Origin of the sequence: Paraperlucidibaca wandonensis, from assembly GCF_042677145.1 — a bacterium.
Classification (GTDB): Bacteria; Pseudomonadota; Gammaproteobacteria; order Pseudomonadales; family Moraxellaceae; genus Perlucidibaca; species Perlucidibaca wandonensis.
The window spans coordinates 94,228-113,451 of the sequence record NZ_JBHTIT010000001.1 but is presented as its reverse complement, the minus strand read 5'-3'; the positions used below and the strand labels follow the sequence as shown (position 1 = coordinate 113,451).

Genomic DNA, 19,224 nt, shown 5'->3' with positions numbered 1-19,224 from the left:
TATTATTTCAAGCCTTGGCCGTCACCGGCCTGAGTGGCTAACTGTGTGTCTAAACTCTCAGCCCGTGCCGGCATGGTTGGCAAACGCATCACTGCAAATAGCCCCAACAGCACAGCAAACCACAGCGTTGCTAGGCGAATGATCACCGTCGCTGCCACCGCTTCAGGCAAGCTCAAACCTTGCAGCACGAGCAAGCCTGTCATGGTGGCTTCAGTGCCACCTAGCCCACCGGGCATAAAGCTCAGTGCGCCGACTATCATGGCAAAACCATAAATAAACAGACCAATTTCCAGCGGCATATCTGGCATCAATGTGCGCAGCACCAACCATGCGCCCACGCCCTCCGCCAACCATGCCAGCACGCTTAAGCCCTGCACTTGCCACAGCAGGCGTCCACGCCATAGCGCGCGGCTACTGGCCGCAACATTCGCTAGCCAATGCACGCCTTTGCGCTCACCTGCCACATGGCGCAATAGACGCTCAGGCCAAGTCGTGCGCAATACTAAAAGCCCGACTAACAAGGCCACGACCAATATGGCGTAATACATTTCGCCTTGATGTAACTGCGACAAACCGGCGGCAGTGATGATCAAGACAGCGATTAAATCGGCGACGCGCTCGCTAAAAAACATCGCGGCGGCATGATGAAATGTGACGCCATAAGGCTTTAAAAATAGACCACGAATAAGCTCACCGGCCTTGCCTGGCGTGGTGGTGAGAGCAAAGCCGGCAATATAAATGCGTAGGTTGTCGACATGAGAAATTGCATGGCCATTACTGACGATATAGAGACGCCAGCGCTCAGCGCGCAGCCAGTAATTTGCCAGCGATAATAGCAGCGCCAAGCCCAGCGCTTGCCAGCCGATATGGCCCATGGCGGCTAATACTTCACGCCAGCCCGACCATAAAGCAAAGACTAAATAGCCGGCAGCGCCAGCGCCCACCGAGATCATAAGCAGGCGAAGTTGGCGCGGGCTCAAACTCATCTGGCCACCAACACTAAGGTCATCAGCAACCAGCTCAGGCCGGCAGCGACAATATGTGGATCGCGGATTAGGTCGCGCGAGGGGTCGCCACCGCCAGTCTCACGATGCAGCAAGTAGAGATAGCGAAAGCAGGCATAAATCACGAATGGCACGGTGTAAATGAGCTGGTCGGTATTGTGAATACGGCGCACATCGACATCCATGGTGTAGAGGCTGTAGCTGAAAATCATACCCATGCAAGTAATGCTGATGAGCTGATCAAGCAGTGTCGCTGAGTAATGCTCAAGTACTTTGCGGTGGCCACCCGCGCCCTCATCTAGCGCAATCATTTCAGCGCGACGCTTGATGAAGCCTAAAAATAACGTAGTCCAGAGGCCGCAAAACAATAGCCAATTGGAAGGCGGAATATCGACGCCGTCGGTGCCGGCCAAAATGCGCAACATAAAACCGGCCGAGATGCAGAAAATATCCAGCAGCACCACGCGCTTTAGGCGCCAGGTATAGGCCATATTCAGCACTAAATAGGCAGCAATATAGCCGGCCACAGGCGGGTTAGCCGACCAAGCAATGCTTAGCGACACCACGCCTAAGACAGCCGCCAGAAGCAAGGCTTGGCGGGCAGTGACAGCGCCCGATGCTATCGGGCGATTACGCTTGGTGGGGTGCAGGCGATCATTTTCGGCATCGGATAAATCATTGAAAACATAGACGCAGCTAGAGGCTAAACAGAAGGCGATAAAGGCCAGTAAAACCGCTTGGACTTGCTCGGGGACATCCCAGCCATGGCCGAAAACCAAGCCGGTAAGCACGAAGCCGTTTTTCACCCATTGGTGCGGGCGCATGAGTTTAATCAAGGTCATTGGGTGCTGCTCCACACTGTCTTGCTAGCGCTTTTTAATTATTGATTGGTGAGTTGCGTTAGTGCCAAGGCCGATAAAACGGTTGTTCAGCCATGGCCAACATTTCCGTATCGCCACTGCTATCGCCATAAGCTGCGAAAATATGGTCGACGCCGAAGTGCGCTTTTAGGCGCACAGCCTTTTGTGGACCATAGCAGTTTGGTGTCGACATGACGCCCGTTAAGCGCCCTTGTCCATCACATGCTAGCTCAGTCGCAATGACATGCTCAAACTCGTGTAGCTCAGCCCATGGCCGCAAGTACAGCGCTAATGTAGCACTCACTAACACGCAGTGATGGCCTTGCTTTTGATGGTGACGCAGGCGCGCCATCGCCTCAGGCCGCAACGACTTAGGAATACCTTTGCTGGCAAAATCACGCGACAGTTGTTCAAGCTTTTCGCGCGATTGGCCGCGCAAGAAAATACTAATCACCCTCGCCTTCGCACGATCATTGCTCATCAGGCGAGCGACATAGGCCGCCAGCACTGGCACGCAGCGTAGAAAGCACCAAGCGAAACGCCACCATGGCGTGACAAACCAGAGAAAGTGAAAAAATGACTCGCCACGCGTGAGCGTGCCATCGAAATCAAAGGCCACAATGGTCGGCTGCTTAACGATAACCGTCATGATCAGAGCTTCAGGCGCTTAAAGACGAACTCAGGTACATGCTGAATGATGAGCATGATGAGTCGCCAAAATGAGGGTAGGTACACGGTGCTTTTGCCTGCTGCTTGCGCTTGCACAATTTGCTCACCCAACTGCATAGGATCAGCAACCAAGAATAGGCCGGGCAAGCCCCAAGTCATGCGCGTATCGACAAAACCAGGCTTCACAGTAAGCACGGGCACACCAGAGGCAAATAAGCGATTACGCAGGCCGGCGAGATAAATACTGAAGCCACCTTTAGCTGCGCCGTAGAGGTAATTGCTTTGCCGGCCGCGATCGCCAGCGACCGAACTAATGCCAACAATGAAGCCATTTTTACGCGTTTCAAAAGCATCGGCAGCAGCGTTGAGCAGCGCTACTGGGCCGGTGAAATTACGCGCAATAACCTGCAGAGCTGGTGTATCACGGCGCATGGCATCGTTGTCTTCCGGCATCCAGCCCGCCGCCATTAGCACGCCGTCGATGTCACCATGTGCGGCCTCAATATCGCTCCAGCGCGTGGAGAGATGTTTGACGTTATCGAGATCGAGCTCAGCGACTTGCACATTGCTGGCGAAGCGCAAACGAATATCGCTAGCAATGCGTTCAAGCTCCGTAAGGTCACGGCCAGCGAGCACGAGGCGTTGGCCTTGCTTAGCCCAGGCGTAGGCACAACCACGAGCCATCGCAGAGGTAGCGCCGACGATTAAAATTTGCGTCATGGTGCCATCTCCAAACGTTGACCCAAGGCCGAGACAAATAAGCCATCGGGGTCGAGTTCGCGGCGAATTGCTTGCCACTCTGCTAATTGTGGATACATCGCCGACATCATGCTGGCGTTGAGGCGCGCATCTTTGGCTAAATATACGCGGCCGGCGTGAGCCACCACGATGGCATCAAGGCGATCAAGTAGCGCCAAAGTGCCGGCTCTTAATGGCAAGTCTAGCGCCAATGTCATGCCCGCTTGTGGGAATGACAAAAGGCCATCGCCAGCTTCGCCAAAGCGCTTGAGCACGGCTAAAAAGCTGGCATTGCCTGAGCTTGAAACGGCCTTTAAAACATCGCCGATGCAGGCTTCAGCTGCTGCTTCACCAACAACAAATTGGTATTGCACAAAGCCTGGCTTGCCGTAGAGGCGATGCCATTGCTTGATGCCATCGAGTGGATAGAAAAATGGTTCGAAATCGCAGCGGAACGGTTTAGTTTTGCGGCCTTCCCAGCGGTAGTAGAGGGCATTAAACGCGCCCACGCTGTAGCGATTTAATGCTGCGCTGGGCACATTGATGGGCAGGCTGAGCTTGGCATCTCGTGGGCCATGCGCATGTGCGCCATCGGCGTGTTGCCCGCGCATAAATACTGAACGGCCGAGCTTAGCCCCAGAGGCTAGACAATCTATCCACGACACGGTGTATTCGTCGTCATGCTCAGCCGAACTCATCAACGCTAATGATTCACGCAGATTTGCCGCCGGCACATGCTGCACCAGCATATTGCTCGATGGGATGCGCTTGAGCTGCAATTCGACTTCGCCAATGAGACCGGTCATGCCCATGCCACCTAATGTGGCTTGATACGCGGGCACATTTTGGCTGGATGAACAGGTCATCGCACCTGCTGCTGTGAACAACTCAAATGAGCGCACAAAGCGGCCAAAGCTGCCGACGTGGTGATGATTTTTGCCGTGGACATCGGCAGCGATAGCACCGCCTAAGGTGATGTAGCGCGTGCCCGGCGTGACTGGCAGAAACCAGCCTTTGGCCATCACAGCTCGCAAAATAGCATCGAGGGTGACGCCAGCTTCGGCTCGCAAAACGCCGGTATCGGCGTCGAAGCTGAGAAGTCGGTCAAGGCGTTCGGTGAGCACCGTAGTGCCGTTCGCGCTAATCGCGGCATCGCCATAGGCACGACCCATGCCGCGCGCTAGAGATGCTTGCTGAGCCCATGCCGCAAGTTCACGGTATTGCTCGGGGCGTGCCAAGGTGGCATCGACCTGTGGATAGCGACCCCAGCCGCTTAATTCTGCTGACTTCGTACGCATTAAGAGCGCTTCTTAAATGGTAAGCCGGGGCCACCTAGGCCAGGCAAACCACCGCCGGGAAAGCCGGGCGGCAAGGCGCCTTTCGCACCGCCAGCACCACCGCCCATACCAGGCGTATCGTCCATCATGCCCGGCGGTAATTTGCCCTGCATGCCCTTGAGCATCTTCATCATGCCGCTGGGGTTAGAGAATTTTTTCATCATCTTTGCCATCTGCGTGTGCTGCTTGAGCACACGATTAACTTCTTGGATGGTCGTGCCCGAACCATTGGCAATACGGCGTTTGCGCGAGCCATTAATAACATCAGGCTTACGACGCTCACCGGCAGTCATCGACTGAATAATCGCTTCCATTTGCTTCATCTGTTTCTCGGGTGCGCCACCGGCCATCGCCTGCTGAACAGCTGCGGCATTCATGCCCGGCAATTTGTCGATTAAGCCACCCATACCGCCAAGATTACGCATTTGCTGGAACTGCTCGAGCATGTCCTGCAAGTCAAAACCTTTACCCTTTTGCAGCTTTAGCGCGAGCTTCTCGGCTTTTTCTTTATCAATCTTGCGCTCGACTTCCTCGACCAGCGAGAGCACATCGCCCATACCCAAAATACGCTGGGCAACACGATCTGGATGGAATAGCTCAAGCGCATCAGTTTTCTCGCCCATGCCCATAAAGCGAATCGGCTTGCCAGTAATGGCGCGCACCGACAGCGCGGCACCGCCACGAGCATCGCCATCGGCCTTGGCCAGCACCACGCCGGTCAATGGCAGAGCGTCGTTAAAGGCTTTCGCGGTGTTGGCGGCATCTTGGCCGGTCATCGCATCGACAACAAACAGCGTCTCGATCGGATTGATGGCAGCGTGCAGGCGGCGAATTTCCGCCATCATGGCTTCATCGATGGCTAAGCGGCCGGCGGTATCGACCAATAGCACATCAGCAAATTGGCGCTTAGCGGCCTCAATAGCACCTTGAGCGATCGCCACCGGGTCTTGATTAATATTGGACGGATGAAACAGCACGTCGACATCACGCGCGAGCGTTTCTAGCTGAGCGATAGCGGCTGGGCGATAAATATCGGCCGAAACCACCATCACGGTTTTTTTCTGCTGCTTTAAATAGCGTGCAAGCTTAGCCACCGTGGTGGTTTTACCAGCACCCTGCAAGCCAGCCATAAGAATGATCGCTGGTGGCGCGCAATTTAAGTTAAGGCCCGTGTTGGCCTCGCCCAGCGTTGCCACTAACTCTTCGTGAACAATTTTAACGAAGGCTTGGCCAGGCTGAAGTTGAGTCAAAATTTCTTGGCCGAGCGCCGAAGCTTTAATGCGCTCAACAAAATCTTTTACCACTGGCAGCGCAACGTCGGCCTCCAGCAGCGCCATGCGGACTTCGCGCAGGGTGTCTTTAATATTGTCTTCGTTTAAGCGAGCACTACCGCTGATGGCGCGCAGGCTCTGACTCAGGCGGTCGGTAAGGTTGTCAAACATGGTCTATCCTGTGGCATCGGTTTCGCTAATGTCGGCGATTATAGGCTGCTCGCGCGGCTGGCGCACGGACTCTGGCTTATGCCACACTCCATTCATCGTTTGTTTGGTCGCCGTTAGTCATGGATGCCCTACCCGCACTGCTTGCCCTCGTGGCCATTGTTTTATATCTCACTGCCGCTGGCCGTGTCGCCCGCGCGGTTGCGCAACGCCGCGTGCCCGCCCGTGGGCCGCTATTAGCCATCATCAGCACCGCGCTGGTGCTGCATGTAGTGGTCATGCACGAAGCCATTATTATTCCCAATGGCCTGCGCTTTGGCCTCTTCAATATCGCGATGATGCATGGTTGGTTACTCGCGCTACTAGCCCTGCTGGTTAACGTCTACCGCCCAGTACAAGGCATTTACCTAGTGGCCATGCCGCTAGCCGCCTTCGAACTCAGCTTAGGCGTAGTCGGTCATGACCCACAAAGCATGGCCTTAGCACTAACACCAGCCATCGAAGGCCATATTTTACTGTCGCTACTAGCCTATAGCCTGCTCAGCATCGCCGCCCTGCAAGCGCTTTTGCTGCACTGGCAAGATCGCGCGCTACGCCGCCACAAGCGCGGCTTATTAATGGCTTTGCCCGCCTTACAAACCATGGAGAGTATGCTCTTTGAGCTTATCGCCGCCGGCTTTGTACTGCTCTGCTTAGCCATCGGCACTGGCTTTTTTGTCCTCGATGACCTGTTCGCGCAACACGTCGTGCACAAAACCGTATTCACTTTAATGGCATGGGTCGTGTTCGCCTGCTTGCTGGCCGGACGCTATTGGCGCGGCTGGCGCGGACGCACGGCTGTGCGCTTTACCCTCATCGGCTTTGGCTTATTGCTGGTTGGTTTCGTGGGCAGCAAATTTGTCCTCGAACTGCTGCTCATGCCCGCGGCTAGCTAAATCATGATTTTGTGGCAAGCCTTAGCCTTGTTCAGCGTGTTGATGATCTTGCTGGTCATTGTCGGCTGGCGTAGCCATAAACACTGGCTATCTTGGCTGGCGAAATACATCGGCAAACGGCCATCCGCACGTTTAGGACTGAGTCGATTGGTCGGGCGCCTACTGCTGCCACCACTGCATCAGCGCCTACTTCAAGGCCTGCTGGACCTTGACCGTAGCACGGTCAATGACATCATGATTCCGCGCCAAGCCGTCACCGGCATCGATCTCGACGCCAGCGATGAAGATATTTTGCAAGTTTTGAAGCAGACCGTGCACACGCGTTTACCGGTTTTTCATGGCGACTTAAATAACACCGTAGGCATTTTGCATGTGCGCAACACCACACGCTTCTTAGGCCAGCAAGGGTTTAATAAAGCCGCACTCATGCAGTCCGTGCGCAGCGCCTACTTTCTGCCCGAACGCACCCCATTGCCAGCTCAGCTTCTCGAGTTTCAGAAGCTTCGGCGGCGCTTAGGCATCGTCGTCGATGAGTATGGGGATGTGCAGGGGCTCGTCACGCTTGAGGCGATATTAGAAGAGCTCGTTGGCGAGTTCACGACCACCACAGCCGATCGCCATACAGAAATGCATGCAACCAGTGACGGTGCACGCTTAATCGATGGCGCCGCGAGTTTGCGGGCAATTAATCGCACCTTGGGCTGGTCATTGCCCGTGGAGGGACCGCGTACGCTTAACGGTCTCTTGCTTGATCGCCTAGAGGCTATTCCCGATGCGCCTGTGTGCTTGCGTATTGCGGATTACTTTATTGAGGTGCACGAATTGCGCGGCCATTTGATTCGCCGCGCAAGCATTTGGCAGGCAGCGAGCTAAGCCCGGCCTACCGCCACACTCATGCTCTGCAATTTTAGCGTCACAACACCACATTAATTTTTGCAATGACAGCGCGCGCCTTGGCACGCGCAGCCTCAACACTATCATCTTGCGCTAATGCCACGCCCAATCGACGCTGCCCCACTACTTCCGGTTTAGCAAATAATCGGAAGTCTGTATCGGGCTCGGCTAATGCCTCAGCAACGCCATCAAAGCGCATTTGCCGCGAATTGCCATTAACCAACAAAACACATGATGCCGTTGGCCTAGGCTGTCGAATAACAGGAATTGGCAAGCCCAAAATTGCCCGCGCATGCAGGCTGAACTCCGATAGGTTTTGCGACATCAGCGTGACTAAGCCTGTGTCATGTGGCCGTGGCGAGACTTCGCTAAACCATACATTGTCGCCCTTGACAAAAAACTCCATGCCAAACACACCCCAGCCGCCAAGATCATTCGCAACTGCCTCAGCAATGCGCTCAGCCTCGGCCAGCGCTTTTGCCGACATCGCTTGCGGCTGCCACGACTCGCGATAATCTCCTGACTCTTGCAAATGCCCAATGGGCGCACAAAACGAGGTGCCGCCTGCATGGCGCACGGTGAGCAAAGTGATCTCATAATCAAAGTCGATAAAACCTTCAACAATGACGCGCCCGGCACCGCTACGGCCACCCGATTGCGCATAATCCCAAGCGTGCTGTAAGTCCGCCTCTGTTTTTACTGTGCTTTGGCCCTTGCCGGAAGACGACATAATTGGCTTCACCACACAGGGCATACCAACCTGCGTGACAGCCACACAGAAGTCTACGTAGTTATCAACAAAGACATACGGAGACGTCGCTAAACCTAAGGTTTCAGCCGCTAAACGACGAATGCCTTCGCGGTTCATGGTGAGCTGAGCCGCACGAGCGGTCGGCACCACGCACCAGCCTTCCTGCTCCAGCGCCACCAGCTCATCGGTCGCAATGGCTTCGATTTCAGGCACGATCAGTGCGGGTTTTTCTAGCTCAATAATGCGTCGCAGTGCAGCGCCATCGAGCATAGACACCACGTGTGAGCGATCAGCGACTTGCATGCCCGGCGCATTGGCGTAGCGATCAACAGCTATCACTTCACAGCCCAAACCTTTTAAAGCCATGATGACTTCACGGCCCAGCTCGCCCGCTCCCAACAACATGACACGAGTAGCGCTCGCGGAAAATGGTGTGCCCAGGCTAATGGGTTGGCGTGCAGACATCGAAAACTCCTAACAGGGCAAGGCCACTTAATCTTGTGGTTTTAGCTCATCGCGAAAACGGCGGGCATTTTCGACATAATGCTGGGCACTGAGCAACAACATTTGTCGCTGCGCCTCGGGCACCTCACGAATCACTCGGCCTGGCGAACCCACCACTAGCGAAAAATCGGGAATCTCTTTGCCCTCGCCAATCAAGGCATTGGCACCAATAACACAGCCCTTGCCTATTTTGGCGCCATTTAAAATCACCGCGCCGATGCCTACCAACGAGCCATCGCCAATAGTGCAGCCATGCAGCATGGCTTGGTGGCCAACAGTGACATTGCTACCGACTGTCAGCGGAAATCCATAATCGGTATGCAGCACGGCACCATCCTGAATATTGGAGTTTTCGCCGATGGTGATTTGGTCACAATCGCCGCGTAGCACCGCGTTAAACCAGACACTGCTGCGCTCACACAAGCGCACCGAACCAATCACTGTGGCGTTATCGGCCACCCAATGCTCACCATCAGCCTCAACACGGCGATCGCCTAATTGATACTTCATATTCGTCTCCTTAAGAGTGCTAAGACTTAGCTTTCGCTGCGCTTTGGCACCAATACGCCGGGCAAAACCGGTGGCCACGGGTAGTCAATATGATGGCCAAAGCCTTCCCGCATAAACTCCACCAGCATATAGGCCGTTAAGCCCCAAATGATGTAGCCATCAAAACGAAAGCACGGCACCACGAGGTCAAGGCCGCGAAAATTAATGCGGTGAGTGCGCTCGGCCTTGATGTCGAAAAAGTACTGTAATGGCACGCGAAACACGCTATCGATCTCTTCTGGATTACCGTGTAGCTCAGGCGCATCGTGAATCACGCCAATGATTGGCATCACCAAAATACCGCTTTTGGCGCGCGCTGGCTTCAATGCCCCGATAACTTCAACTTTCGACTGCGGCAGCGCCACTTCCTCTTCGCTTTCACGCAAAGCAGTGACAACCAAATGCAGGTCATCGGCATCGCGTTTACCACCGGGAAATGCCACCTCGCCTGCATGCGAGTTCATGTGCAGGGCGCGCTGGGTTAGCAAAATAGTGGGCTCAGGCTCATTACTCAGACCAATCAGCACCGCCGCATCGGCACGCACGGTGTTATCAAACGGTGAGAGATTTTGCTTAAGCGTTTCAATGCGTGAGTGCGTAGTCATGGCTGAATCATACACACCCTCAGGTATACTGGAACGCGTTTACGGGAGCTTTCGTTATGAAATTTTGCAGCAATTGTGGCAGCCAGGTAACACAGCGCATTCCCGAAGGCGATTCGCGACCGCGCTATATCTGCGACGACTGCAATATCGTGCATTATCAAAACCCTAATATCATCGCTGGCTGTTTGCCGGTCTGGGGCGATAAAGTGTTGCTATGCCGCCGCGCCATCGAGCCACGCTACGGCTTTTGGACGCTACCCGCCGGCTTTATGGAAAATGGTGAAACCGTTGCTGAAGGCGCCGCCCGCGAAACCTGGGAAGAGGCCGAAGCTGATGTGCGCGAACTCACGCTCTACACCGTGTTCAACATTCCCTACATCAACCAAGTTTATATGTTGCACCGCGCGCATTTAGTCGATGGCAAGTTTGGCATTGGTGTCGAATCGCTAGAGTGCCAACTCTTCGATGAAGCCGATATTCCATGGGATGAATTGGCATTTCCATCGGTCAAACGCACCCTGCGTTATTATTTCGAAGACCGCCAGCGTGGCGAATTTCCATTACACATCGATGATTTGAGACCGCCAGTCAAAAGCTGAGACCCCTACTCATCGCAATAGTCTCTCGTTAAAACAATGCGCTGCGCGCCTAGGTCGAAAATGACAGACCAATCGGTCATCTAAGTCAACACGACCGCGACTTTTCTGTGCATGATCGGAGCTGACCCCGTGGCCACTCGTCACGCTCATGCACACAGGAGCTCGTATGAACGCCGGAGATATCCAAGGCCTTGGCATTTCTGCCCTCAGCCGTTTCGCCCAATCGCAACTCGCCGACACCCTAAAGCTGCGCAAACCTGTTGAAAAACTACTGTATCGCGGCAGCAAAGCTGGCTTCCAACTCGTCAGTGCCAGCGCGCGCCTATTCAAACCTAGTGCAGGCAAAGGCAAGCAGCGCCTAAGCCATACCAGTAATAGTGGCCTCTTTGATCTTTCGCTCAGTGATGAGCAGCACATGATGCGTGACTCATTGCAGCGCTTTGCCACTGATACCATACGACCACAAGCCCACGATGCCGATGCCACCGCGCGCTGCCCTGAGGCACTACGTCTTCAGGCTCAAGAGCTTGGTCTTGCGCTCTATGCCGTGCCCGAAGCACTCGGCGGTGTTGCCTCTGAGTCCACCGTAGTCACGCAACTGTTAGCGGCTGAAGATTTAGCGCATGGCGACTTTTCTTTGGCGGCTGCACTACTTGCGCCAATGTCCGTTGCCAATGCCTTAACGCGATGGGGCAGCGATAGTCAGCAAGCGACTTATCTGCCCGCATTTGCTGAAGACACGCCACCGCTTGCGACCATTGCAGTCAGTGAGCCCACGGTCTTATTTGACCCATCGCGCCTAAGCACCAAAGCTCGTCGCGATAAGTCTGGCTTTGTGCTCAATGGTGAAAAATCTTTAGTCATTGGCGGCGCTAGTGCCGAGCTTTTGCTCATTGCCGCCGAACTCGATGGCCAGCCGCAAGTGTTCATCGTGCCCGCCGGCACCGACGGTCTGCGCTTCCAGGAAGACCCTGCGATGGGCATGAAAGCGGCAGAAACCGTGAAGCTGCAACTCGATAATGTGATGCTGCCAGTCGAGGCTTTACTAGGTGAAGGCGAGCTGGACTATCAAGCCTTTATCGACTTTGGTTATTTGGCTTGGTGCGCTTTGGCTACTGGTACGGCGCAGGCCGTGCTCGATTATGTCGTGCCATATGTGAATGAGCGCGAAGCCTTTGGTGAGCCGATTTCGCATCGCCAAGGCGTGGCTTTCATGGTTGCTGACATGGCCATTGAAGTTGAAGCCATGCGCATCATGACCTGGCGTGCAGGCTCTCTCGCCGAAGCTGGCAAACCCTTCCATCGCGAAATCTATTTGGCGCGTCTGTTGTGCGCAGAAAAAGCCATGCAAATCGGCACCAATGGCGTGCAGCTACTCGGTGGCCACGGCTTCACCAAAGAGCATCCGGTCGAGCGTTGGTATCGCGATTTACGCGCCGTAGCGATTGCTCACGGCGGCCTGCATTTATAAACCAGACTTTTTTGACGTCGTTTTTATACCGGCCTAAACCACCGTTTTCACCAGCGGCTATTTTAGAAGCAACTATTTGCGCGCTTTGAGCCACTCAAACGCTCACGCGCTGGAGCAGCATCATGAACTTAGACACACCGAAAAAATTTGCCATGCTCATCGAGCAAGCCAAGCAAGTCGCGGACAATTTCTATCGTCCCATCTCACGCAAATATGACCGTGCTGAACATGCCTATCCGAAAGAACTAGACATGCTCGCCTCATTACTCGATGGCATGAATGAAGGCTCAGATGAAGCCGCCGGCGCCACCAGCGCCAGCAAACGCCCAAGCACCGATGGCAATACTGGCATTCGTAATGGTGGTAACTTATCTGTCGCACTCGGCACCATGGAGCTGTGCCGTGGCGACACCGGCTTGCTGCTATCAATTCCACGTCAAGGCTTAGGCAACGCCGCCATTGCAGCAGTTGCCAACGACGAGCAGCTCGCGCGCTTCAAGGGCAAATGGGCCGCGATGGCCATCACCGAGCCCAGCTGCGGCTCCGACTCCGCTGCGATTCGCACCACCGCGATAAAAGATGGCGATGATTACATTCTTAATGGTGAGAAAATCTACGTCACCGCAGGTGCCCGCGCCGAGTGCGTCGTAGTCTGGGCCACTCTGGATAAATCGCTAGGCAAGGCCGCGATTAAATCCTTCGTTGTCGAGCACGGCACACCAGGCATGGAGGTCACTCGCCTCGAACACAAGCTCGGTATCAAAGCCTCCGATACCGCGGCGATCAACTTCACCGACTGCCGCGTGCCCGCCGCCAACTTGCTCGGCACGCCAGAAATTGATCTGAAAAAAGGCTTCGCCGGCGTCATGGAAACTTTCGATAACACCCGCCCCTTGGTCGCGGCCATGGCTGTTGGTGTCGCCGCAGCTTCCATTGAGCGTATGAAAGAATTACTCGCCGATCACATCGATCCCAACTACGGCACACCACCGCTCAACTCATCGCACGCTGAAGCCACGCTGTATCGCTTAGAAGCAGAATGGGAAGCCGCACGCCTACTCACGTTAAAAGCCGCATGGATGGCAGATAACAAGCAGCCGAACTCTAAAGATGCCTCTATCTGCAAAGCCAAAGCCGGACGCGTGGCTAACGAGGTCACGCTGAAGTGTGTCGAGCTCGCCGCCTCGCTCGGCTATGGTGAAGATGAGCTGCTAGAGAAGTGGTCGCGCGACTCTAAAATCCTCGACATTTTCGAAGGCACGCAGCAAATTCAGCAGCTGATTATTGCCCGCCGCGTGCTCGGCAAAAGCTCAGCTCAGCTGAAGTAAGCCGGCGTCCGCTTGGGTATGACAAGTAGCGACCAACGCCAGCAGATTGCGCAGTTTCCACCATTTTTGCCACGCACCTTAATTCAGGTAGCAGGACAAGAAGGTGCGGACTGCGCAAGACTTTGCCACGGTATTGGTCTACTACCTAAAGATCTTGATGACCCATCACTGCGCCTGTCCTACCGTCAGGTCAGCCGTCTAGTGCGACGAGCTGAGACTGAGCTCTCAGCTGGTGTAGGACTGCGTGTTGGCGATAGCAATGTGCTGGGCTCATTGGGCCTAGTTGGCTATGCCATGTCACTCTGCCCAACAATAGGGGCAGCCGTCACACTCGCAATGCAATACCAAGCTCTCGCGGGCAGCCTGCTGCATGTCGACATCGGTGAGTCATCCGATACGCTATGGTTATCAGCCACGCTACGCTTCCCAGATTTAGATATCCAAGCCTTTGCTGTTGAAGAGCTTTTTGCCAGCAGCTTAAAATACGTGCGCTTACTCATTGGCAATGACTTTAAGCCGGAAATGCTCAACTTTGCCTATCCTGCACCACACTACGCAGCAGCCTATGAGCGGCTATTCAACGCGCCAATCGCGTTTTGTAGCAGCGGTAATCATCTCGTGATGAATAAAAGCTGGTTAGCAACGCCCCTACCTAGTCATGAGCCATTGGCGCTAAAGCAAGCCTTAGAGATGCTAGCCGAAGCCGCAAGTCAGCCAATGAATAGTCACGATCTGGCGCTTTCTGTTGAGCGCAGTATTGCTCATGGCCTACGCCAAGGCGTGACCATCGCGGATGTCTCCGCGCAACTCAACCTCAGCACTCGCACCTTGCGTAGACGCCTGAGTGAGTCGGGCCTTAGCTTTGAGATTCTGCTAGATCAGGTAAGGAAAACGCGTGCGCTGAGCCTGCTTGGCCAGCCCAACTTAGCCATCGATGCAGTAGCTATTGAAGCCGGCTATAGCGATGCACGCGCCTTTCGCCGAGCCTTTAAACGCTGGACCGGTGAAAGCCCAAGCAGTTACTCAAAATAGCAAGTATTCGAATTTTTGGCCTTAGAAGTCCCATTACTAGCGTGTAATGACCTGTTGCTGAGCGCCCTAGCGCCCTAGTATCGATCTATTCAGTTTTTGCTAGAGTGGTTTAGCCATGTCTATTAACCCCAATATGAGCCGTCGCCGTCTAATCGGAGCCGGTGCGGCCGTAGGTGCCGCCACACTATTGCCCACGGGCTTACTCAGTGCCTGCGCCGCACCAGCAAAAAATGGCTCGTGGCAAAACTGGTCTGGCTTGTATAAATCGAAGCCATCGACATGGCTCAAGCCTACTAGTGAAGCTGAGCTCATCAGCAGTATCAATAAGAGTGTTGGGCCACTGCGCGTCACCGGCGCTGGACATTCGTTTAGCGCTCTTTGCAAAACCAACGACACGCTCATTTCCATCGATGAGTTAAGCGGCGTTATCAGTCACGACCCTGCGACTCAACAAGCAACCATGTGGGCCGGTTCACGCTTACACGAACTAGGCGAACCACTGTGGGCACGCGGCCAAAGCTTCTGCAACCAAGGCGATGTCGACGTGCAGTCACTTGCTGGTGCTTGCGGCACTAGCACCCATGGTACCGGCAGCCGCCTTGGCTCATTTTCAGCACAAGTACGCGGCGTTCGCCTCGTCACACCATCTGGCGAAATATTAGAGGCCGACACAAAGAGCCAGCCCGACTTGCTTAAGGCTGCGTCGACATCATTAGGCGTTTTGGGCGTTGTGACTCAGCTCACCATGCAGAATCAACCGACATATCATCTGCAAGAACATGAATTTGTTGAGCCCGTCGAGACGGTTTTGAGCAAGATTGACGACTACGCGAAAAACAATCGTCATGCCGAGTTTTGGGTGTTTTTCGAAGGTGACCAGGCCATCGTTAAATTGCTCAACGAAACCACCGTGCCAGATACCGAGCCACCAATGTTCGACCTGCCCGTCAGCAGCGTGCTCGACCTAAGCTCGCGTATTGCTCACGGCATTCCTGGCATGGATGGCCCGATGCAATCCATGCTGCTCGCACTTCACTCCGAGGTACGGCGCTCGGGACGGGCTTATCGTATTTTCCCCAGCGATCGTGATTCGCGTTTTAACGAAATGGAATATGAAATACCGGTCGAGCAAGGGCCAGAATGTTTGCAGGAAATCCTCGCTACTGTGCGTCGCTCAGGCCTGCGTACATTATTTCCTGTCGAATACCGCCTGGTCGCCGCCGATGATGTTTGGCTCTCGCCATTTTATCAACGCGACAATGCTGCCATCTCTGTCCATCAGCATGTGTCTACTGATCACCGCCCGCTATTTGAGCTAGTCGAACCGATTTTCTGGAAGTACGGCGGGCGCCCACATTGGGGAAAACTGCACAGCTTGAAGGCCCGCCAACTAGCCGAACTCTACCCACGTTGGGATGACTTTCAGCGCCTACGTATGCAGCTTGATCCGCAAGGCCGCATGCTCAATGAGCATCTTCGCTCGGTATTGCTGACATGAAACGGCGCAACCTGCTGCTAGGTGCAGGCGCCTTGGCCATTGGCGGCACCTGGGCATTACGTCCATCGGATAATGGCCGCCCACACAGCGCCTATTTCGCCAGCCTACAAGACACCTTGCGGCAAGCGGGGTTGATGCGGCCTTGCGCGGTGATTGATCTTGACTGCCTCGATCATAATATCGATGTCAGCACTCGCGCTTTGGCCAAGGCCGGAAAGCAGCTGCGCATTGTGGAAAAATCGCTGCCCTCACCCGAGCTATTGAGCTATATCCGCGACCGCAGTGGCAGCAAGCGTTTGATGAGTTTTCATCTGCCATTTTTAATCGCCGACACGCAAAACATGCCCGACGCCGACATATTGCTCGGCAAGCCGATGCCAGTTGCGGCGGCAGCTGAATTTTACGCCGCCGTGCGTGGGCCATTTAAGGCCGAGCAACAGCTGCAATGGCTAATAGATACACCCGAGCGGCTGAAACAATATCAAGAACTTGCCGCAGGCTTAAGCCTGCGCATGAATATCAATATTGAGCTCGATGTTGGCCTGCATCGTGGCGGCGTTACTAGTACAGAAATGATGTCGGAAATGTTCACAATCATCAGTGCACATCCAGAGCAACTGCGCTTTTCAGGCTTTATGGGCTACGACCCTTTTGTGGTGATGCTGCCAGCGGTGCTTGGTAGCCGTGAGCAACAGCTCGATAAAGTCATGGCGATTTATCAGTCACATGTAGACCTTGTGAAGCAGAAATTCCCCAGCTTATGGCGCGATGACCTCACGCTAAACACTGCCGGCAGTCCAACTTACGCGCTGCATTTAGACGAGCGCTTGAGCACCGAATTGGCCATTGGTACCGGCCTGCTGAAGCCGTCGCATTACGACATAGCTACGCTAGCTGAACATAAAGCCGCCGTGTTTATTTCCACGCCCGTGCTGAAAACCACGGGGCCGATGCAGCTGCCGGGCCTGGGCCGCGCGTCACAACTATTTTCCGCTTGGGATGCGAACCAGCGCGAGAGCTTATTTCTCTATGGCGGCCAATGGTTAGCTGACCCTGAATCGCCGCAAGGCCTGCAAATCAATGGCTTATATGGCCGCAGCGCCAACCAGGAACTGATGAATATCTCGCCGCGCGCCAACGTGAAAGTGGATGATTTAGTATTTCTCCGACCTCAGCAAACTGAAGCGGTATTACTACAATTTGGTGACTTAATCGCTGTGCGCGGCAACGAAGTTATTGCGCAATGGCCAACACTGAAAGGATGAACTCGATGCTTCAAGCTGGTTGGGGAAAAGAGCGTATTGCCATCGAAGCGCGCGGCTACGCCATGCACGGTTTTGGTCAACCACATCACCAAGCGCACGGCATTGAAACGCCGCTCTGGGCACGCGCCTTATGTCTGCAGGATGGCGCTGGCCAGATCGTGGTGTTTTGCTGCCTAGACTTAGGCTATGTGACATGGGCGATGCGCAGTGCACTGACCGCCAGCTTGCGCGAAGCAATTGGCGACAGCTTTGCCGATGAGCGCTTTGTACTGACCTGTACTCACACCCACTCCGGCCCTGGCGGCTGTAGCCATGACGCGATGTATAACTTGGTCACGCCCGGCTTTCAGCCCGATCATCTAGCTGCTGTCATCAGTGCCGCCGAGGCCGCTATCGTGATTGCATGGCAGGGCTTAGCGCCGACCGACATCAGCATCGGCAGTGCCACGTTTGAAGAGAAAGTGCCGGTGGCATGGAATCGATCGCTAGACGCATGGAACCGAAATCCCGATGTGGCGAAATTTATTGCTGGCGAAAATCATCGCGCGCTAGACCGACGCATGCAGGTTTTACGCTTTGCTCGAGATGGCAAAACGCAAGCTCTGCTCAGCTTATTTGGCGTGCATGCTACTTGCGTTAGCAGCCACCTAGACAAACACGACGGCGACAATAAAGGCTATGCCGCCAGCGCCGCTGAAGCCGTATTAGCCGCTGCCGGCGCGGAGGCTCCAGTGGCTATTTTTGCACAAAGCACTGCTGGCGATGTTTCTCCGCACTATCACGGCCCCAGCGATCTTGCCATTCGCCGCCACATTCAAGGCAACGACGAATACGCCTATGCAAAAACCAATGGCGAATACCAAAGTAGCCTAGCCTTAGCGACCAACACGACTACCCCGCTCGGGGGCTCGCTCGATGGCATCTTGACCTATGTCGATTTTAGCAATGTCGCGGCTGATACCGCATGGACTGGCGGCGTAGAAAATGCACGCACCGGCGACCCCTGCCACGGCGTTGCTTTTGTTGCAGGCACTCCTGTTGATGGCCCCGGCGTAGCAGCACCACTCGCAGCCATACTGCGCCAAGGTTCGCGCCTATTGCGTCGCTGGCGTATGAGCCGCTTTTCTGGTCTCTCGGCAAATGACCGCGCTTATTATCAAGCGCTTTACGAGGCTCATGGCGCGAAAGATATTGTCTTTGAGGCAAGCCTAAAACTTGCCTTGGGCAGACCGTTTAAAAGCCTAGGTGCTGCGAGTATTGTCGATCCGCTATTGGCCGAGTTGAACCGCCAAGCTAAGGCCGGTGCGCTGAATAAAAGCGCCATGGTGCCAACCGTTTTGCCGCTGCAAATTATCCGCATCGGCACTGTGGCGCTGGTCTGCTGCCCCGGCGAATTCACTACCACGGCCGGCCGACGCCTACTCAAAACCATCGAAGACAGCCTGAAAGGCCAAGGCTATTCGCAAGTGCTCATCTGTACTTATTGCAACGAATACATGGGCTATGTCACCACACGTGAGGAGTACCAGCAGCAAGCTTACGAAGGTGGCCACACGATATTTGGGCAATGGACATTAGCTGCGTTTCAAACGCGATTTGCTGAACTGGCGCGTGAGTTTCGCCAGCCTGTCGCTGTGCGCAAGCATGATCAAGCGCTGCGACCCGCCGCGGTACCGGCAGATGAGCTTGCCAAGCGTAGTCGTCAGAGGCCAAACTGATAGCGTCCATACGCTAATAAGGAGCGCC

General features: G+C 54.7%; 18 protein-coding genes. 9 read left to right on the top strand and 9 right to left on the bottom strand.

What is annotated here, in order from left to right; translation table 11 throughout:
* Positions 1-2 precede the first annotated feature (2 nt).
* From ACFQ0F_RS00510 to ffh, 6 genes are read right to left on the bottom strand one after another with little or no spacing between them, the layout of a single operon-like run.
* Positions 3-986 (bottom strand): lysylphosphatidylglycerol synthase transmembrane domain-containing protein, encoded by a 984-nt coding sequence (locus ACFQ0F_RS00510; RefSeq protein ID WP_379067892.1) that lies wholly within the window; start codon positions 984-986, stop codon positions 3-5.
* Positions 983-1,846 (bottom strand): decaprenyl-phosphate phosphoribosyltransferase, encoded by an 864-nt coding sequence (locus tag ACFQ0F_RS00505; protein ID WP_379067889.1) that lies wholly within the window; start codon positions 1,844-1,846, stop codon positions 983-985. Before ACFQ0F_RS00505 ends, ACFQ0F_RS00510 begins: the two co-directional genes overlap by 4 nt.
* 58 nt (positions 1,847-1,904) lie before the next feature.
* The gene (locus ACFQ0F_RS00500) at positions 1,905-2,513 is read right to left on the bottom strand and encodes an HAD-IB family hydrolase (protein WP_340675341.1); all 609 of its coding nucleotides are present in this window, start codon (positions 2,511-2,513) and stop codon (positions 1,905-1,907) included.
* A gap of 2 nt (positions 2,514-2,515) precedes the next feature.
* Positions 2,516-3,253: an SDR family oxidoreductase gene (locus ACFQ0F_RS00495; protein ID WP_379067886.1), complete on the bottom strand. Its 738-nt coding sequence runs from the start codon at positions 3,251-3,253 to the stop codon at positions 2,516-2,518.
* Positions 3,250-4,569, bottom strand: coding sequence for an FAD-binding oxidoreductase (locus ACFQ0F_RS00490; RefSeq protein WP_379067883.1), 1,320 nt, complete (start codon positions 4,567-4,569; stop codon positions 3,250-3,252). The genes ACFQ0F_RS00495 and ACFQ0F_RS00490 overlap by 4 nt, the downstream gene beginning before the upstream one ends.
* Positions 4,569-6,050, bottom strand: a complete 1,482-nt coding sequence (gene ffh, locus ACFQ0F_RS00485; RefSeq protein ID WP_379067881.1) for a signal recognition particle protein — start codon at positions 6,048-6,050, stop codon at positions 4,569-4,571. Before ffh ends, ACFQ0F_RS00490 begins: the two co-directional genes overlap by 1 nt.
* Positions 6,051-6,169: 119 nt before the next feature.
* On the opposite strand from ffh, the gene ACFQ0F_RS00480 reads away from it, so the two are divergent.
* A complete protein-coding gene (locus ACFQ0F_RS00480; RefSeq protein ID WP_340675337.1) occupies positions 6,170-6,982 on the top strand; it encodes a cytochrome C assembly family protein in 813 nt (270 codons plus the stop codon).
* Between the two features lie 3 nt (positions 6,983-6,985).
* Entirely contained in the window at positions 6,986-7,855 is an 870-nt protein-coding gene (locus ACFQ0F_RS00475) for a transporter associated domain-containing protein (RefSeq protein ID WP_340675336.1), read from the top strand.
* A 40-nt stretch (positions 7,856-7,895) separates the two neighbouring features.
* On the opposite strand, the gene purT is transcribed toward ACFQ0F_RS00475, so the two are convergent.
* The 3 genes from purT to ACFQ0F_RS00460 are packed head-to-tail and all read right to left on the bottom strand — an operon-like array spanning position 7,896 to position 10,285.
* The gene (gene purT / locus ACFQ0F_RS00470; RefSeq protein WP_340675335.1) at positions 7,896-9,092 is read right to left on the bottom strand and encodes a formate-dependent phosphoribosylglycinamide formyltransferase; all 1,197 of its coding nucleotides are present in this window, start codon (positions 9,090-9,092) and stop codon (positions 7,896-7,898) included.
* A 27-nt stretch (positions 9,093-9,119) separates the two neighbouring features.
* Complete coding sequence (locus ACFQ0F_RS00465; RefSeq protein ID WP_340675334.1) at positions 9,120-9,641, bottom strand: gamma carbonic anhydrase family protein; 522 nt, start codon at positions 9,639-9,641, stop codon at positions 9,120-9,122.
* Positions 9,642-9,667: 26 nt separating this feature from the next.
* Positions 9,668-10,285, bottom strand: a complete 618-nt coding sequence (locus ACFQ0F_RS00460) for a CoA pyrophosphatase (RefSeq protein ID WP_340675333.1) — start codon at positions 10,283-10,285, stop codon at positions 9,668-9,670.
* Positions 10,286-10,341: 56 nt separating this feature from the next.
* Here ACFQ0F_RS00460 and ACFQ0F_RS00455 point away from each other — a divergent pair, with 56 nt between their 5' ends.
* From ACFQ0F_RS00455 to ACFQ0F_RS00425, 7 genes are all read left to right on the top strand, one after another.
* Positions 10,342-10,884, top strand: coding sequence for an NUDIX hydrolase (locus ACFQ0F_RS00455; protein ID WP_340675332.1), 543 nt, complete (start codon positions 10,342-10,344; stop codon positions 10,882-10,884).
* 166 nt (positions 10,885-11,050) lie between these two features.
* The gene (locus tag ACFQ0F_RS00450; RefSeq protein ID WP_379067876.1) at positions 11,051-12,355 is read left to right on the top strand and encodes an acyl-CoA dehydrogenase family protein; all 1,305 of its coding nucleotides are present in this window, start codon (positions 11,051-11,053) and stop codon (positions 12,353-12,355) included.
* 122 nt (positions 12,356-12,477) lie between these two features.
* Positions 12,478-13,683, top strand: coding sequence for an acyl-CoA dehydrogenase family protein (locus tag ACFQ0F_RS00445; protein ID WP_340675330.1), 1,206 nt, complete (start codon positions 12,478-12,480; stop codon positions 13,681-13,683).
* An 18-nt stretch (positions 13,684-13,701) separates the two neighbouring features.
* The gene (locus tag ACFQ0F_RS00440; RefSeq protein ID WP_379067872.1) at positions 13,702-14,715 is read left to right on the top strand and encodes an AraC family transcriptional regulator; all 1,014 of its coding nucleotides are present in this window, start codon (positions 13,702-13,704) and stop codon (positions 14,713-14,715) included.
* A gap of 115 nt (positions 14,716-14,830) precedes the next feature.
* Positions 14,831-16,213, top strand: coding sequence for a D-arabinono-1,4-lactone oxidase (locus ACFQ0F_RS00435; protein WP_379067869.1), 1,383 nt, complete (start codon positions 14,831-14,833; stop codon positions 16,211-16,213).
* Positions 16,210-17,478 carry an alanine racemase gene (locus ACFQ0F_RS00430; protein ID WP_379067866.1) on the top strand — a complete coding sequence of 423 codons (1,269 nt, stop codon included), beginning with the start codon at positions 16,210-16,212 and terminating at the stop codon, positions 17,476-17,478. Before ACFQ0F_RS00435 ends, ACFQ0F_RS00430 begins: the two co-directional genes overlap by 4 nt.
* A 5-nt stretch (positions 17,479-17,483) precedes the next feature.
* Positions 17,484-19,196, top strand: a complete 1,713-nt coding sequence (locus ACFQ0F_RS00425; protein WP_379067863.1) for a neutral/alkaline non-lysosomal ceramidase N-terminal domain-containing protein — start codon at positions 17,484-17,486, stop codon at positions 19,194-19,196.
* Positions 19,197-19,224 lie beyond the last annotated feature (28 nt).